Source organism: Promicromonospora sp. MS192, assembly GCF_049532985.1.
In the GTDB taxonomy this organism is placed as follows: domain Bacteria; phylum Actinomycetota; class Actinomycetes; order Actinomycetales; family Cellulomonadaceae; genus Promicromonospora.
In genome coordinates, this window is sequence record NZ_CP186693.1 from 800,051 (window position 1) to 816,095 (window position 16,045).

Below are 16,045 nucleotides of genomic sequence, written 5' to 3' on the forward strand. Positions count from 1 at the left end.
GATCAGGGGCTTCCGGTGGGGTAGCGTCGGTGGACATGACGATCGTCGTCGGTCACCTCGCCACGCCCGAGGGCCAGGAGGCTCTACGCACCGCTGTCACCGAGGCGCGGGAGCGCCAGGTCCCGCTGGTCGTCGTCACGAGCGGGAAGCAGCCCCTGGACGAGTGCCAGGCCGAGACCGAGGAGCTGGTGGGCCGGCTCGCGGCGGGCGCCGACGTGCGGGTGGAGCAGGGCACGGGTGATCTCGCCGAGGACCTGATCCGCACCGCCACGAGCACCGGTGCGGGACTGATCGTGATCGGGCTGCGCAAGCGCAGCCCGGTCGGCAAGCTCATCCTCGGGGCCGGCGCCCAGCGCATCCTGGTCGAGGCGCCGTGCCCGGTGCTCGCCGTCAAGGTCTGAGGCCGGTGTCTGAGGCCGGTACAGCAGTCCGAGTGCGGTCAGGAGCCTGAGGCCGGTCAATGCCTGAGGGCGGCCGTGGGGTGGCCCCGGGGGCACCCCACGGCTCCGCACGAGGTGTTCCGGGAGGGGTGCTCGGGGACCTGGCCGGCAACGGATCGGCCACGCCGGGAATGGTCGGGCGGTCCGGTTCGTTGACCCTTGGCACGCAAATGAAGGCATGCAGAATCCCACACCCACTCGGGGCGGCCCGCCCGAGGTGACTTCGCACCGACTTTGCCGCGATCGCCACGTTCGTCGCGGCGTACACGGATGCCGACGGTACAATATATATGTTCGCCGGCGGAAGAAGAAGGTCCAGTGAAGGCCACGTCGGCAGTACACCGCCCCCTCGAATGCCGAAAGGTCGGTTTGTGGCGCCCACTCCGCTGAAAGCCCCCCAGGACATCACTCCTGCCCCCGCACGCGACAACCTGCCCCGCGAGTTCGAGCATCCTGCCCTGCAGGAGCTCCTTGCCCGTGGCACCGCCGAGGGCTCGGTCGACGCCGAGAACTTCCGGCGTGCATGCGAGACCGCGGAGGTCGGTGACGCCAAGCGGCTCAAGGCGGTGCTGCGAGCGCTGGCCAACGCCGGTGTGCAGGTCGGTCTGCCCACCGTGACCAAGGTGGCCGCCGCCGCGGCCACGCGCTCCACCGTCGCGGCGAAGGCCCCGGCCGACGGCGACGCCGAGGCGAAGCCCGCCCGGCGCACCCGGACCGCGGCCGCGAAGACGACGACCGCCAGGAAGACGACGGCCGCCAAGAAGGCTCCGGCGCGCTCCACCGCGAAGCCGGAGGAGATCGACGAGATCGAGGAGGTGGACGACATCGACCTGAGCGAGGTCGACGACCTCGACGAGGAGACCACGGAGACGCGCAAGAAGCCGGGCGCGAAGGGCGCCGCCGGCAAGAAGGCAGCCGCCCGTGGCAAGTCGAAGTACGACAACATCGAGCCCGACGGCGTCGCCGTCGAGGACCCCGAGGACGAGGCCGAGGCCGGTCCGGAGACCGCCACCAAGGCGACCCGAGGCCGCGCCGGCAAGGCCACGAAGGAGGGCGACGAGAACTCCGGGTTCGTCGTCTCCGACACGGACGACGACGACCAGCCTGCGCAGCAGGTCGTCACCGCCGGTGCCACGGCGGACCCGGTCAAGGACTACCTGAAGCAGATCGGCAAGGTCGCGCTGCTGAACGCGGAGCAGGAGGTCGAGCTCGCCAAGCGCATCGAGGCCGGCCTGTTCGCGGAGGAGCGGCTCGCGACCACCGAGTTCGACCGGAACGACAAGGACCAGCGCCGCTTCGAGCGCGACCTCAAGTGGATCGCGCACGACGGCAAGCGGGCCAAGAACCACCTGCTGGAGGCCAACCTCCGCCTCGTGGTCTCGCTGGCCAAGCGCTACACGGGCCGCGGCATGCTGTTCCTGGACCTGATCCAGGAGGGCAACCTCGGTCTGATCCGTGCGGTCGAGAAGTTCGACTACACCAAGGGCTACAAGTTCTCGACGTACGCCACCTGGTGGATCCGGCAGGCGATCACGCGTGCCATGGCCGACCAGGCCCGCACCATCCGCATCCCGGTGCACATGGTCGAGGTCATCAACAAGCTGGCCCGCGTCCAGCGCCAGATGCTCCAGGACCTGGGTCGTGAGCCCACGCCGGAGGAGCTGGCCAAGGAGCTGGACATGACCCCCGAGAAGGTGGTCGAGGTCCAGAAGTACGGCCGTGAGCCCATCTCGCTGAGCACCCCGCTCGGCGAGGACGGCGACAGCGAGTTCGGTGACCTCATCGAGGACTCCGAGGCCGTCGTCCCGGCGGACGCCGTGTCCTTCACGCTGCTGCAGGAGCAGCTGCACCAGGTCCTCGACACGCTCTCCGAGCGCGAGGCCGGCGTGGTCTCCATGCGGTTCGGCCTGCAGGACGGCCAGCCCAAGACGCTCGACGAGATCGGCAAGGTCTACGGCGTGACGCGTGAGCGCATCCGCCAGATCGAGTCCAAGACGATGTCGAAGCTGCGCCACCCCTCGCGGTCGCAGGTGCTGCGCGACTACCTCGACTGACATCGGCCGGCCCCGGGCCTGACCGGGCACCGGCGGCCGCCGTCATACCGACGCCGGGCGGGTGAACTTCCTCGGAAGTCACCCGCCCGGCGTCGTTCGTATGGGAATCTGCCCGATGTGTCCCCATTGATCAGCGCAGCTCCCACCACTTGGCTCGCCCGGGCGGCCGCGTTCCTCGTCACCCTGCTCCTGGCGGTCGGCCTGTGGGCGGTTCCGGCCGAGGCCGCCGGCTACACGCTGACCGCCTCGGGCACGTCGACCACCACCGCGGCGACGCCGCGGACGCTCTCGGTGGTCTACCGGTACAACGGCGTCGCCCGGAAGAACACCAGGGTGGCCCTGCAGCGGTACAGCGGCGGCACCTGGGTCCGGATCAAGTTCGTGACCACGGGCTCCACGGGCAAGGCGACGGCGTCGGTCAACCCGTCCGTCACGACGAGGTACCGGTTCCGCACGAGCACGGCGACGAGCGCGACCGTGACCGTGACGGTCGTGCCCGGCTCGTGGGCCGTGGCCGGCTCCGGCAGCGGGCACGGCGTCGGCATGTCGCAGTGGGGCGCCTACCAGATGGCCCGGGCGGGGCGGTCTGCCGCCGACATCCTGCGGTACTACTACACCGGCGCGACGGTGGGCACCGCGAACAACCCGCGGACGTCGATCGACGTGCAGGTGCTCGGCCGTGCCTCCGACCCGGCCACCACCACGCTGAGCCTGTCCGCCGGGTCGTGGCGGCTCCTGGACGGGGCCTCGACGGAGCTCGCCACGGGCACGTCGGCCCGGCGGATCACCATCGCGCGCACCACGTCGGGAGTGACCGCCAGAGTGACCGAGAACGGGACCGTGCGGCAGACGATCGGCGCCCGCCCGACCCTCTACCTGGAGTGGACGGGCACCGACTACTGGCCCGGGACCTCCGGCACCGTGACGGTCACCGGCGCTCAGGGCACCTACCGGCACGGCCGGCTCCGGATCAGCAGCCCGGGGACGCGACCCAACGTGGTCAACCAGGTGGCCCTCAATGACGAGTACCTGTACGGGATCGACGAGATGCCGTCACTGTGGGGGACGAGCGGTTACGGCGGGGCCGCGGCGCTCCAGGCGCAGGCGATCGTCGCCCGCAACTACGCCGTCCTCGACAAGACCGAGGGCCTGAAGGCCTCCTGCGACTGCCACCTCTACGACGACACCGCCAGCCAGAACTACACGGGCTGGAAGAAGGAGGGCGGCGAGTCGGGTTCGGTCTGGCGCGCGGCCGTGGACGCGACCCGGCAGGACGACGCGTCGACGGTGACGGTGGTGCGCAACGCGTCCGGCGGCATCGCCGAGACGCCGTACTTCGCGGCGTCGGGCCGGGGCGGCAGCTTCTCGGGCACCGCGAGCAACCGGGACGCGTTCGGCACGGCGGCGCAGTCGCACCTGGCGCACGTGCCGGACCCCTACTCGGCCCAGGCGCCCGGCAACCCGTACGTGTCGTGGACGGGCACGCTCACGCAGGCGAAGGCGCGGAGCGTCTTCGGCTTCGGCTGGGTCAGGTCGGTCAAGGTCACCGCGCGGTACTCCAGCGGCCAGATCAAGACGATGCAGGCCGTCTCCGACAAGGGGGTGAGCCGCACCCTGACCAAGACCGCCGAGGGCTGGCGCACCACCCTCGGGTTCCGCGGGTCGTGGGCGCACACCGTGACCGCTCGCCCGTAGCACGGTTCCAGGGACGACGACGGCGGTGGGTCACCTCGCGAGGTGACCCACCGCCGTCGTCGGTTCGGGGTCTGGGTCCGGTGTCTGTCCGGTGGTCTGGGTGTGTCTCGTCCGGTGGGCTTCCGGCCTGGGCGTCAGGCCTGGCCGTGCTCCGCGTGGAGCCGGTCGGTCTCGTCCTGGACATGGGTGGCGACGTCCGCGTAGGCGGACGCGTGTGCGCGCGCGTGGTGGCCGCAGAAGAGCAGCTCGCCCACGGGCAGAACGACGCGCACGTAGGCCTGCGCGCCGCAGCGGTCGCAGCGGTCGAGGGCGGTGAGCGGTTCGGTCGTCATGGTCGTCACATCTCCATCCAACCATTCGCTCGCACGGTTCATGCCGGCCCGGGTGGGCGGTTCGCTGCGAGCATAGCGGCGTGGCTCACAGTCGTGGTGTCCATCTGCCCCCAATTGCGCTGAAAGGGTAATTTCCGTCATCGGGTGAATCTTGGTGTCACACAGCCGTTCGGGTGGTGTGCGGGGCGCCTGACGCCGGTTGTCGGTGTCCTCGTCTACGCTGTCGCCGTGACCGCAACGTCCGAGTCGTACACCGCTCGCCACCTGTCCGTCCTCGAGGGTCTCGAGGCGGTCCGCAAGCGTCCCGGCATGTACATCGGGACCACCGACTCCCGTGGCCTGATGCACTGCCTCTGGGAGATCATCGACAACTCCGTCGACGAGGCCCTGGGCGGGTACGCGACGAAGATCGGCATCGTGCTGCACGCCGACACGTCCGTGACGGTGTCCGACGACGGCCGCGGCATCCCCGTCGACATCGAGCCCAAGACCGGCCTGAGCGGCGTCGAGGTGGTCTACACCAAGCTGCACGCCGGCGGAAAGTTCGGCGGGGGCTCGTACCAGGCCTCCGGTGGTCTGCACGGCGTCGGCGCCTCCGTCGTGAACGCCCTGTCCTCCCGGCTGGACGTCGAGGTGGACCGCGGCGGCAAGACGTACCGCATGACGTTCCACCGTGGTGAGCCCGGCACCTACACCGACCCGGCGTCGGGTCCCGGCCCCGACTCGCCCTTCCAGCCCTTCGTGGAGCGCTCGGAGCTGGCCGTCGTGGGCAAGGCGCCGCGCGGCCGCACCGCCACGCGCGTGCGCTACTGGGCCGACCGGCAGATCTTCCCCAAGTCCGCCGTCTTCAGCTACGACGAGCTCGTCACGCGCGTGCGGCAGACCACGTTCCTGGTGCCGGGCCTCGAGATCACGGTGCGCGACGAGCGCGGCCTGCCGGGCACGCCGGGCGAGGCCGGGCCGCACGAGGAGGTCTTCCAGCACAGCGGCGGCGCCGCCGACTTCGTCGAGTTCCTGGCGCCCGACTCCCCGGTCACGGCCACGTGGGTGCTGCAGGGCTCGGGCAGCTTCACCGAGACGGTGCCGGTGCTGGACGAGCGGGGCCACATGTCGCCGCGCGAGGTGCAGCGCCAGTGCGAGGTGGACATCGCGCTGCGGTGGGGTACCGGGTACGACACCGAGGTGCGCTCCTTCGTCAACATCATCTCGACGCCCAAGGGCGGCACGCACCTGACGGGCTTCGAGCAGGGTCTGCTCAAGGTGGTCCGCAAGAACGTCGAGGCCAACGCGCGCAAGCTCAAGGTCTCCACCAAGGACGGCGCGGAGCGCATCGAGAAGGACGACGTGCTCGCAGGCCTGACGGCCGTGGTCACGGTGCGTCTGGCGGAGCCGCAGTTCGAGGGGCAGACCAAGGAGGTGCTGGGCACCGGCCCGGTGCGCCAGATCGTCTCGCGCGTGGTCGAGAAGGAGATCCAGGCCCGCCTGAGCTCCACCAAGCGGGACGAGAAGACGCAGGCCTCGCTGCTCCTGGACAAGATCGTCGCCGAGATGCGGGCGCGCATCACCGCGCGCAAGCAGAAGGAGATCTCGCGCCGCAAGAACGCGCTGGAGACCTCCTCGCTGCCGGCCAAGCTCGCGGACTGTCGCTCGAACGACGTGGACCGGTCCGAGCTGTTCATCGTCGAGGGCGACAGCGCCCTCGGCACCGCGAAGCTTGCGCGGTCCAGCGACTTCCAGGCACTGCTGCCGATCCGCGGCAAGATCCTGAACGTCCAGAAGGCGTCGATCAGCGACATGCTGCGCAACGCCGAGTGCGCGGCGATCATCCAGGTGCTCGGCGCCGGCTCCGGCCGGTCCTTCGACATCGAGGCCGCGCGCTACGGCAAGATCATCATGATGACCGACGCCGACGTGGACGGCGCGCACATCCGCACCCTCCTTCTGACGCTCTTCTACCGCTACATGAAGCCGATGGTGGAGGCCGGCCGCGTGTTCGCCGCGGTGCCGCCGCTGCACCGGGTCGAGGTGATCGGCAACGGCCGGCGCAAGAACGAGTACATCTACACGTACTCCGAGGCCGAGCTGGGTGCCACGCTCAAGAAGCTCGACAAGGCCGGGCGCCGCTACAAGCCCGACATCCAGCGATACAAGGGCCTGGGCGAGATGGACGCCGACCAGCTCGCGGAGACCACCATGGACCCGCGCCACCGCACGCTGCGCCGGGTCACGGCGGAGCACGCCGAGGCCGCGGAGCGTGCCTTCGAGCTGCTGATGGGTACCGACGTCGCGCCGCGCAAGGAGTTCCTCATCGCCGGTGCGGCAGAGCTGGACAGGTCCCGGATCGACGTCTGAACCACGGCCCGGAGCGGGCCGAGGGCTGGGACGGCGCCGCCGCGAGGCGCACGCCGACCTAGACTCGCGAGCGTGAACACGACTTCCTTCCGCCCGTTCCGGGTGACCCGCGCCGCGTCCGCCGTCCTCCTGGCCGTGGGGCTGGGCGCCGGGCTGCTCGCCGGGTGCGGTGACGGTACGGCTGAGCCTGCGACCGACACCGCTCCGCCGGCGATGAGCCAGCGGTCGGACGCACCGTCCGACGCAGCATCGGGTGGCGCGACGGACGCCGGGTCGCAGAAGCCGGGCGCGGACACCTTCAGCTACCCGGGGCGCACCGGCTCGACCGCGCTGGAGCTGCTGCTGGAGGCCGACCCGTCGGCCGAGCTCACGGGCGAGGGTGAGAACGCGTTCGTCACCGCCATCGGCGGCCGGGCAGCCGACGACTCGAAGAAGGAGTTCTGGTCACTGTCGGTGGACGGTGTCCCGGCACAGGTCGGGGCGGGCACGCTCCAGACCGAGGACGGTCAGGAGATCACATGGACGATCGAGACGTACTGATGGGCGACCGGGACGAGCGGGGCACGCGGCGTCGGGACGAGCCGGGTGCGGGGGTACGCCCCGGTTCTGGTGACCTGGTCTCTCGTGACCTGGTCTCTCGTGAGCTGGCCCCTCGTGACCTGACCTTTCGTGAGCTGGCCCGCCGCTGGTGGCGTCCCGCCGTCGTCGTCCTGGTGCTGACGGCCGCCGTCGTGTGGCGCCTGGTCGCGCCCGGGCTCGGCGCACCCCCGAACCTGGAGATCGCGACCGCCGCGACGTTCCTCGGGGTGCTGCTGCTGCGCAACCGGTGGGCGGCCGTGGTGCCCTTCGCGGTGGTCGCCGTGAGCGACGCCGTGCTCGGCAACACCCAGATCATGTGGTTCACCTGGTCCGCGTGGGCGGTGATCGGCGTGGGCGCGATCTTCGTACGGCACCTGCGCGGTCCCGCCCGGTATGCCGCCGCGCTCGGCCTGGGGGTCGGTGGCTCGCTGTGGTTCTTCGCGTGGACCAACTTCGGGGTCTGGCTGATGGACGGGCTGTACCCGCAGACGCTCGATGGACTCCTCGCGAGCTACGTGGCCGGGCTGCCGTTCCTGCGCACGATGCTGCTGGGCAACCTGGTGCTCGTGCCGCTGGCGGCGGCCGTCGCGTCGCTGGTGGAGCGGGCCGAGGCGGCGGCCTCTCCCGCGGTGCAGTTGGCGAAGCCTTAGCGGCTGGCCCCTTCCGCGGTGCAGTTGGCGAAGCCTTAGCCGCCGGCCCCTTCCGCGGCGCAGCCGGCGAAGCAATAGCCGCTGGCTGTGCCGCCCCTCCGCCCGACTTCGGTCCCTTGCCCACGCAAGACCCCTGGGTTCGGTCGGTTGCCTTGAGATCGGTCGGTTGAGCGGCCGATCTCGCGGCAACCGACCGAACGTGCTTCTGCAGCGATGACAGGGGACCGAAGTCACGCACCGCCGTCGACGGCGCGGACCCTGTTGTCCGGATGCTATTGGGGTTACAGTCAGTAACGGTCCGCACGCGGACCCGGGCGCACGACGACGTGCCTCCGTGGACCTCGACGAGGAGATCCGATGCCCCACGCTCACCGTTCGCGTCACCTGTCCGCACGACCGGGGGGCGGGAGGCGCCGCGCGCGGCGCCGCTGGAATGCCGCCGTCGCGGGTCTGGCCGTCGTCACCGTTGCGGCCCTGGGCGCCGCGCCCGCCGAGGCCCTCGCGCCCGCCGAGGCCGGCGGCCCGCCGGCGGTGCCCGCCGCCGCTCTGTCTCCCGGCACCGCTACGCCGTCGTCGTCCACCACCGCGTCAGGTCCCGACCTGCCCGACGTGCCCACCGTGCCGCACCAGTCCGTCGCGATGGACGACTTCTACACCCCGCCCGCCCCGTTGCCCGACGGCGCGGACGGCGAGGTGGTCCGCTGGCGCGAGGAGCCCCGCCGGCTCAGCGCCCGCAACTACCTCGTGATGTACCACTCGACGAACGCGACCGGGCAGGACGTCCCCGTGACGGGGCGGGTGCTGGTGCCGACCACGCCGTGGCGAGGCGAAGGGCCCCGTCCGATCGTGTCCGTGGCGAGCGGCACCCGCGGGGTGGGGGACACGTGCGCGCCGTCGCGCTGGCTCGACTACGAACGGCCGTTCATCGAGCCGATGCTGCTCAAGGGCTGGGCGGTCGTGGTCACCGACTACGAGGGTCTGGGCACGCCGGGCATGCACACGTACGTCGTGGGGCAGTCGGAGGGGCGCGCCGTCATCGACATGGTGCGTGCCGCGACCAACCTGCCTGCCACGGGCCTGGCGGCCGGGGGCAAGGTCGCGTTCTCCGGCTACTCCCAGGGAGGCGGGGGAGCCATGTGGGCGGGTGAGCTGCAGCCTGCCTACGCGCCGGAGCTCGACCTGGTCGGCATCGCGGCGGGCGGTGTGCCCGCGGACCTCACCGAGGTGGCCGAGGGGCTCGACGGCCAGGTCGGGTTCGGCTTCCTGTTGCTGGCGGCCTACGGGCTGGACGCCGCCTACCCGGAGCTCGACCTGCACTCGTACCTCAACGAGCGCGGCCGCCAGACCTACGAGGACGAGCAGGACGCCTGCGTGGACGTGACGCTCGGGCACGCCTTCCAGGACATCGGCATGTTCACGACGACGAACCCGCTGCACGAGGCGGCCTGGCAGGCGCGGCTCGACGAGAACCGCCTCGGCGCCAACCCGCCCGACGTGCCCGTCCGGCTCTACCACGGGACGCTCGACGAGATCGTCGCCCCGGGCCAGGCCCGCACGCTGCGGGACGAGTACTGCGCCGCGGGTGCGGACGTGCAATGGGAATGGCACCTCGGCGAGCACGTCTCGACCATGGTGACCGGCGCGCCCGGCGTCGTCGCCTTCCTCGACGGGCGGTTCCGGGAGCGGCCCTTCCTCGCGCACTGCTAGAGCCCAGCGCACGACACGACGGCGGCGTCCGACCCGGCCCGGGTGGAGCGCCGCCGTCGCGTTCTGGTCTCTGACCTGCACTGATGGATGCTGCCTGTTCCCCGGGCGTTCACGTTCGCGTCGCCGTCCGGTTGGTCCGATTGATGACGATTGCACCGAACGCACGCACCCGCACGAGCGAGAGGACCCGCGTCATGGCGAACATCAAGGTGACCTTCCAGGAGATGGAAGACGCTGCGCAGCGGATGAAGCAGGAGTCGGATGACATGCAGTCGAAGCTGAACCAGCTGCGGTCGATGGTGGACTCGCTGGTGCAGGACGGCTACGTCACCGACAAGTCGTCCAAGGCGTTCGACGACTCCTACAAGGAGCTCGACAAGGGTGGCAAGCAGGTCATGGAGGGTCTGACGGGCATCGGCGACTACCTGAAGCAGGCCGCCGACGCGCTGCGCAAGACCGATGAAGAGCTCGCCAACGCGCTGAACAAGTAGCACCCCATGGCTGACGTCATCGTCACCAAGGAGGTCCTGGAGGACTCCGCCAAGGACCTCAAGGCGATCAACGACGAGTTCAAGAACATGTCGAAGCTCTGGGACGAGGGCACCGTCTGGGGCGACGACGTGCTGAAGAAGGCCATGGACGACTTCATCGACGACTGGTGGGTCAAGCGCGAGAAGCTCCAGCAGCAGCTCGACAACCTCACCAAGAAGATGGACGAGGCCGCGAAGACCTGGACCGACACCGAGGACCAGCTGGCCTCGGTCTTCGAGCAGAAGTAGGAGACGGATGAGCGCCGCTCGCCTCGCGGAATGGAACCTGGTCGGTCACGACTCGGACCCGGTCCCGGCCAGCCCCACCACGCTGGACGGGATCATCGACCACTACCGGAAGATCTCCGAGGCGATGACCGAGCAGTCCGCGCTGCTCAAGCGGATCGGTGACGGCGACGTCCGGCTCCTCAAGGGCAAGTCCGCGGACGCGTTCCGCAAGCGCGCCCGCGAGAGCGCCGACGCCCTCGGCAAGGCCGGCGAACGGTACGCCGACGTGTACAGCGCGCTCGACACCTACCGGCCGGCGCTGGAGACCGCCCGGACCCGTACCTGGGAGGGCGTGACCGCGGCGGAGAACGCCAGCAAGAGCCTGCAGGTCGCCGAGGGCATGCCGGACCCCGTGAACGCCGACCGGCCCGAGGGCGCCAAGCCACTGACGGACGACGAGAAGAAGGACTCGGCGGACCGCGCGGGGGCGATCGACAGCGCCAACGGGAAGCTCGACGCGGCGAAGAAGAAGGTCTCCGACGCCCTCGCGGCCCTCCGGGCCGCCGCCGAGGCCGCGGCCACCAAGATCAGGGAGAACTGGAAGGTCGACGGCCTGCACACCTCGGGCTGGGACGCGTTCGTGCACGGGCTCAACAAGGTGCTCAAGGCGCTGGTCGAGGTGCTGACGTACATCGGGCTGGCGCTCGCGGTGCTCGCGATCCTGGTGCCCGGGCTGAACGTGATCGCGTTCCTCGGCGTCGCGACCGCCGTCGTCTCCACGCTCGCGAGCCTCGTCCTGGCGGCCCAGGGCGAGGGCAGCTGGCTCGGGGTCATCCTCGGGGTGCTGAGCCTGGTGGGGATCGGGGTCGCGGCGAAGATGGCGAGCAGCCTCAAGGGTGTCCAGGGCATCGGGCTGGGCGTGGGAGGAGCGTCGAAGCTGACCAGGATCGAGGCGGACATCGCGAAGAACCTCAGCCTCCTGCGTCACGTGACCGGCCGGCCGGTGGCCAGCAGGATCGTCAGCGACAAGCTGTCCAAGCTCGTTCTGGAGGCGAAGAACCTCAGGGCCTTCCTCGACAAGACGTCGGTGAGCCCGGGTTGGTGGCACATGTTCACCAAGCCGAAGTGGGTGCTCAAGGAGGACTGGAGCCGGCTGACGAAGGCGTGGCCCAAGGGCGACTACCGCTGGGACCGGCTGATCGGCATCAGCGACATCAGGGACGTCCGCAAGATCGCGGGCAACATCGGTCTGCTCGGCCCGATGTTCCAGATCAAGCCCTGGATGTATCTCGGCCCGATCTCCTACGGCATCAGCTGGTTCGGCCGTCCGTTCAGCATGATGAACCCCTCGATCCTCAACCCCGACGACCCGCGCAAGAACAACGACGGCTGGCACGACGCCAACTACGCCGGGCTGACCGGGGAGAACCCGGTCTGATGGCCACGGACGGATGGACCTGGCAGGTCGAGCAGCCCGAGGGCTGGTTGCTGGTGCCCGCCGCCGGCATGCTGCCGCCCGACGAGCTCGCCCGGTGGGAGCGAGAGGTGGCGGCGATGATCCACGCGGACCTCGACGACGAGCCGGGCACGGGACGGGGCACAGGGCCGGACGCAGGGCCGGGCACAGGGGAGGGCGAGGCGCTGCACCAGCTCTACGCCGAGGTGGCGGCGCGGTCCGTGGCGAACCTGCGTGCCTTCGCCGACGGCGTGGTCGGCTCGGGTGCGCGCGTGGTCGCCACCCTCCGCGTGCCGGACGTGACCCCCGTGCCGGTGCTCGTCACGGTCGGCGTGGAACCACCCGGCGACGCAGGTGATGACCTGATGACAGCGCTCGGCTCCACCGGCGGTCACCCTGTCGCGCCGCCCACGATCGAGCACCTCGACCTTCCGGACGGCGACGGCATGCGCGTCACGCGGCTGGACCTCGACGCCGCGACGGGCGGTGCGTGGATGAGCGTCTGCCTCGGACGGCGCACCGAGCACCCCGACGCCGTGGTCGACACCGTGCTCCAGTGGCGGTCCCCCGACCTGCTGCGGGCGCCGGCCATGACCAAGCTGCTCGACGAGCTGCTGCCCGCCGTGCGCGTCACCAGGAGCACACCATGACCGACACGAACGTGGCCGCCGGCAAGCCGACCGATGCCTGGGCCCTGCTGCTCCCGCCGGGCTGGGTGCGGTTCCCGACCGGCGACGAGTTCGTCCGCGAGCTGGACGAGGCGATCGACGCCGTGGTGGCGAGCGCGGTGCCCGACGACCTGCCGCGCGACTCGGCGGAGCCGTACCGCCGTCTCCTGGCCGACGGCCTGCGGGACTCGCTCACCGACGCCCGCACCGCGGGTGCCGGGGCGGTGTACCTGCCCACCGAGCCGATGAACGGGGTGATGATCCCCGCGTCCCTGACGGAGGTGGAGCTGGTCAGTGACGCGGGAGCCGACCCGCTCGCGGTGGCCGCGGAGGTGCTCGTCGAGGGCTACGAGGAGAGCGAGCTCGTCGAGGTCGACGGACGTCCGGGCGTCCGCCTCCTGGACACGACCCCGGAGACGGACCAGGGCGACGACCTCCCGCCGATCTCGACCCGGCAGGTCGTGTACGTCGTGTCGCGGGACGAGACCGACGGCGAGTGGCTCGTGCTCTCGTTCAGCACGGTCTGGAACAGCGAGGAGTCCGAACGGCTCGCCGAGGCCCTGGTGTTCTTCTTCGACGCCGTGATGACGACCTTCCGCTGGGCCGGGCCCGGCGCGAACCCGCTGGACCTCCCCGTGGCGGAAGACGCCGGAGACCCCTCGTGACCGGCACGACGGGCACAGGGTCGGTCCCGGCAGTCGGCGGCTCCACGGACCGCTGGGCCTTCGTGCTGCCCGCCGGCTGGGAACGGTTCCCCGGCGAGGCGGGTGCGCTCGCGGTGTACCGCCCCGCGACGCGCGAGGCGGGCAGCGGTGTCCCGGTGTCGATCACGGAGGTGGAGCTGGACGGCGTCGGCGGGCGCAGTGCCGAGGAGGTCGGTGCGCTGATCCTGTCCCACGGGTACGCGGGGTGCGAGCCGGTGGAGCTCGGTGGGCGACCGGGCGTGCGGCTGACGAGCGACCGCTCGGTGCGGCAGCCGTCCGGCCGGGCCGTGGTGGCGCACCAGGTCACCTACGTGGTCTCGCGGGACGACGCCGACGGCGCGTGGCTGGCGCTCACGCTCAGCACCGCCTGGGACAGCACACCCGCCAAGGCCCTGTCCGACGCGCTCGTGGCGTTCTTCGACGCGGCCATGGGCACGTTCTCGTGGGTCGGGCACGGTGCGCAGCCGCGGCACCTCCCGCAGCGGAGGGTGCCCGGATCGTCCTGAAGCGAGTGTGATCTACGATCCAGTTTCACCCATCCGATTCGTGTACTATCACCCTGTTTTTCGACGAGTTTCCACGAGGCAACGCGAGAGGACCGGGCCATGGCGAACATCAAGGTGACCTTCCAGGAGATGGAAGACGCTGCGCAGCGGATGAAGCAGGAGTCGGATGACATGCAGTCGAAGCTGAACCAGCTGCGGTCGATGGTGGACTCGCTGGTGCAGGACGGCTACGTCACGGACAAGTCGTCGAAGGCGTTCGACGAGTCCTACAAGGAGCTGGACAAGGGTGGCAAGCAGGTGATGGAGGGTCTGACGGGTATCGGTGACTACCTGAAGCAGGCTGCCGACGCGCTGCGCAAGACGGACGAAGAGCTCGCCAACGCGCTCAACAAGTAGTCCGCCGTGGCTGACGTCATCGTCACCAAGGAGGTCATCAACGAGGGCGCCGAGCAGCTCAAGGGTGTCCTCCACGAGCTCGAGCACATGAGCGAGAAGTGGGACGGCGGCGACATCTTCGGCCACAAGAAGGTCGCCGGCGCCATGGACGACTTCATCGACGACTGGTGGGTCAAGCGCGAGAAGCTCCAGGAGAACGTCAAGGACCTCCAGGAAAAGATGGAGCAGTCCGCCGAGGCCTGGGACAGCGTCGAGACCGACCTGGAGGGCTCGCTGAAGTCCTAGGGCTCGTCCGGCGAGAACCCGACGCCCCGCACCGAACGTGCATCACCGAAGGAGACTGGATGAGCGCCGCCCGCGCGGGTCAGTGGGACCTGCTCGGCTACGACTCCGACCCCGTTCCGGCCGACGGGTCGGAGCTGACGGGTCTGATCAGGCACTACAAGAACATCGCCGACGCGATGACCGCGCAGGCGGCGCTCCTCAAGAAGATCGGCGAGGGGGACGAGAACCTGCTCAAGGGTGAGTCCGCCGACGCCATCCGCGAGCGTGCCGGGAAGACCCACGAGAACCTCGGCAAGGCGGGGGCCCGGTACGACGACGTCCACGCGGCGCTCAAGACGTACCAGCCGGAGCTGCAGACGGCGCGCTCGGAGACGGCGAAGGCCCTGGCCGCCGCCGAGGCGGCCGCCGGGGACAAGAAGGGCGCCGAAGGCCTGCCCGACCCGGAGAACGAGAGCCGGTCGGACGACGACCCGCCCCTGACCGACGACGACCGCCAGGCGTCGCGCGACCGGGCGAACAAGATCGCCGAGGCCGAGGGCGATCTCGAGGCCGCGCGGACCAAGGCGGCCAAGGCCATGGCGGCGCTGGACGCGGCGGCGGAGGCCGCCGTGACCAAGATCAAGGAGAACTGGAAGACCGACGACCTCCACCACTCGTGGCAGGAGGCGGCCTACCACGGGTTCATGAAGTTCCTCAAGGGGCTCGTGGAGGTGCTCGGCTGGATCGGCATGGCCCTGGCCATCGTGGCGATGATCATCCCAGGACTGCAATGGCTCGGGACGGCGGCGCTCGTCGTGGGCCTCGTCGCGCTGGGCGGGTCCGTGGTGCTGGCCGCCACCGGCGAGGAGAGCTGGATGGGCGTGGTCTGGGGCGCCCTCGGCGTGCTGACCGCCTTCGGCGGCAAGTGGGCCTCGAAGCTGATCGAGAAGGCGACCACGGGGCTGAAGAGCGTCGCGAACGCCGCCAAGGTCACGAAGATCGGCCAGATCGGCGAGCTCACGAAGCAGGGGTCGCTGCTGACCAAGCTGGGGCAGCTCAGCGTCAAGCCGTTCCGGATCACCACGGGCATGGTCGACGACGCCGCGAAGGCGAACAGCATCAAGATCGCCGAGGCGCTGAACAGCGTCAAGGGCCTGGACAACGCCCTGAAGATCAACCCGGCGGCCTGGAAGGTGTGGGAGTTCTCCGCCGCCATCGGCCTGGGCGGCACCAAGAAGTTCAAGGAGATCAGCGCGGCCATCGACAACCTCGGGCTGCCGATGATCCACACGGTGATCCCCAAGCGGATCTACGCCCTGGGTTCGGGCATGTGGTTCGTCGGCTTCGTCTCCGGCGCGTGGAGCACCGGCGTGCCGGCGTCGTCGTTCGGCGACGACGCCCGCGAGAACTTCGACGGGACCGTGCCGTTCGAGGAAGAGCACATGACGAGCCCGTACCACGGTCCGAAGGGCTTGGAGTAGCCG

General features: G+C 70.3%; 17 protein-coding genes. 16 read left to right on the plus strand and 1 reads right to left on the minus strand.

The annotated features are described in order from the left end of the window. Positions 1–35 precede the first annotated feature (35 nt). The 3 genes from ACO229_RS03610 (at position 36) to ACO229_RS03620 (ending at position 4,189) form a co-directional block, all read left to right on the plus strand. On the plus strand, positions 36–401 hold the full coding sequence (locus ACO229_RS03610; protein WP_397432015.1) for a universal stress protein: 366 nt from the start codon (positions 36–38) through the stop codon (positions 399–401). Between the two features lie 392 nt (positions 402–793). Then, on the plus strand, positions 794–2,494 hold the full coding sequence (locus ACO229_RS03615) for an RNA polymerase sigma factor (RefSeq protein WP_397412670.1): 1,701 nt from the start codon (positions 794–796) through the stop codon (positions 2,492–2,494). 126 nt (positions 2,495–2,620) lie between these two features. Beyond that, positions 2,621–4,189, plus strand: a complete 1,569-nt coding sequence (locus tag ACO229_RS03620) for a SpoIID/LytB domain-containing protein (RefSeq protein ID WP_423463788.1) — start codon at positions 2,621–2,623, stop codon at positions 4,187–4,189. 134 nt (positions 4,190–4,323) lie between these two features. Here the strand turns inward: ACO229_RS03620 and ACO229_RS03625 are convergent, their stop codons facing one another. Then, entirely contained in the window at positions 4,324–4,521 is a 198-nt protein-coding gene (locus tag ACO229_RS03625; RefSeq protein WP_397409367.1) for a DUF7455 domain-containing protein, read from the minus strand. 228 nt (positions 4,522–4,749) lie between these two features. On the opposite strand from ACO229_RS03625, the gene ACO229_RS03630 reads away from it, so the two are divergent. From ACO229_RS03630 to ACO229_RS03690, 13 genes are all read left to right on the plus strand, one after another. Further along, positions 4,750–6,873, plus strand: coding sequence for a DNA gyrase/topoisomerase IV subunit B (locus ACO229_RS03630; RefSeq protein WP_423463789.1), 2,124 nt, complete (start codon positions 4,750–4,752; stop codon positions 6,871–6,873). A gap of 72 nt (positions 6,874–6,945) precedes the next feature. Beyond that, entirely contained in the window at positions 6,946–7,413 is a 468-nt protein-coding gene (locus ACO229_RS03635) for a DUF4430 domain-containing protein (RefSeq protein WP_423463790.1), read from the plus strand. Further along, positions 7,392–8,102 (plus strand): DUF6580 family putative transport protein, encoded by a 711-nt coding sequence (locus tag ACO229_RS03640; RefSeq protein WP_423463791.1) that lies wholly within the window; start codon positions 7,392–7,394, stop codon positions 8,100–8,102. The genes ACO229_RS03635 and ACO229_RS03640 overlap by 22 nt, the downstream gene beginning before the upstream one ends. Before the next feature lie 357 nt (positions 8,103–8,459). Then, entirely contained in the window at positions 8,460–9,809 is a 1,350-nt protein-coding gene (locus ACO229_RS03645; RefSeq protein ID WP_423463792.1) for a lipase family protein, read from the plus strand. A 194-nt stretch (positions 9,810–10,003) separates the two neighbouring features. Next, the gene (locus ACO229_RS03650) at positions 10,004–10,300 is read left to right on the plus strand and encodes a WXG100 family type VII secretion target (protein ID WP_423463793.1); all 297 of its coding nucleotides are present in this window, start codon (positions 10,004–10,006) and stop codon (positions 10,298–10,300) included. A 6-nt stretch (positions 10,301–10,306) separates the two neighbouring features. Next, the gene (locus tag ACO229_RS03655; RefSeq protein WP_119144033.1) at positions 10,307–10,588 is read left to right on the plus strand and encodes a hypothetical protein; all 282 of its coding nucleotides are present in this window, start codon (positions 10,307–10,309) and stop codon (positions 10,586–10,588) included. Positions 10,589–10,595: 7 nt separating this feature from the next. Next, positions 10,596–12,005, plus strand: a complete 1,410-nt coding sequence (locus tag ACO229_RS03660; protein ID WP_423463794.1) for a putative T7SS-secreted protein — start codon at positions 10,596–10,598, stop codon at positions 12,003–12,005. Then, positions 12,005–12,673, plus strand: a complete 669-nt coding sequence (locus tag ACO229_RS03665) for a hypothetical protein (protein WP_423463795.1) — start codon at positions 12,005–12,007, stop codon at positions 12,671–12,673. The genes ACO229_RS03660 and ACO229_RS03665 overlap by 1 nt, the downstream gene beginning before the upstream one ends. Continuing rightward, positions 12,670–13,356, plus strand: coding sequence for a hypothetical protein (locus tag ACO229_RS03670; protein WP_397432029.1), 687 nt, complete (start codon positions 12,670–12,672; stop codon positions 13,354–13,356). The genes ACO229_RS03665 and ACO229_RS03670 overlap by 4 nt, the downstream gene beginning before the upstream one ends. Continuing rightward, positions 13,353–13,901: a hypothetical protein gene (locus tag ACO229_RS03675; RefSeq protein WP_423463796.1), complete on the plus strand. Its 549-nt coding sequence runs from the start codon at positions 13,353–13,355 to the stop codon at positions 13,899–13,901. The genes ACO229_RS03670 and ACO229_RS03675 overlap by 4 nt, the downstream gene beginning before the upstream one ends. A gap of 99 nt (positions 13,902–14,000) precedes the next feature. Beyond that, complete coding sequence (locus ACO229_RS03680; RefSeq protein WP_119144031.1) at positions 14,001–14,297, plus strand: WXG100 family type VII secretion target; 297 nt, start codon at positions 14,001–14,003, stop codon at positions 14,295–14,297. 6 nt (positions 14,298–14,303) lie between these two features. Further along, positions 14,304–14,582, plus strand: coding sequence for a hypothetical protein (locus tag ACO229_RS03685; protein ID WP_397418663.1), 279 nt, complete (start codon positions 14,304–14,306; stop codon positions 14,580–14,582). Positions 14,583–14,641: 59 nt separating this feature from the next. Next, positions 14,642–16,042 (plus strand): NfeD family protein, encoded by a 1,401-nt coding sequence (locus tag ACO229_RS03690; RefSeq protein ID WP_423463798.1) that lies wholly within the window; start codon positions 14,642–14,644, stop codon positions 16,040–16,042. Positions 16,043–16,045 lie beyond the last annotated feature (3 nt).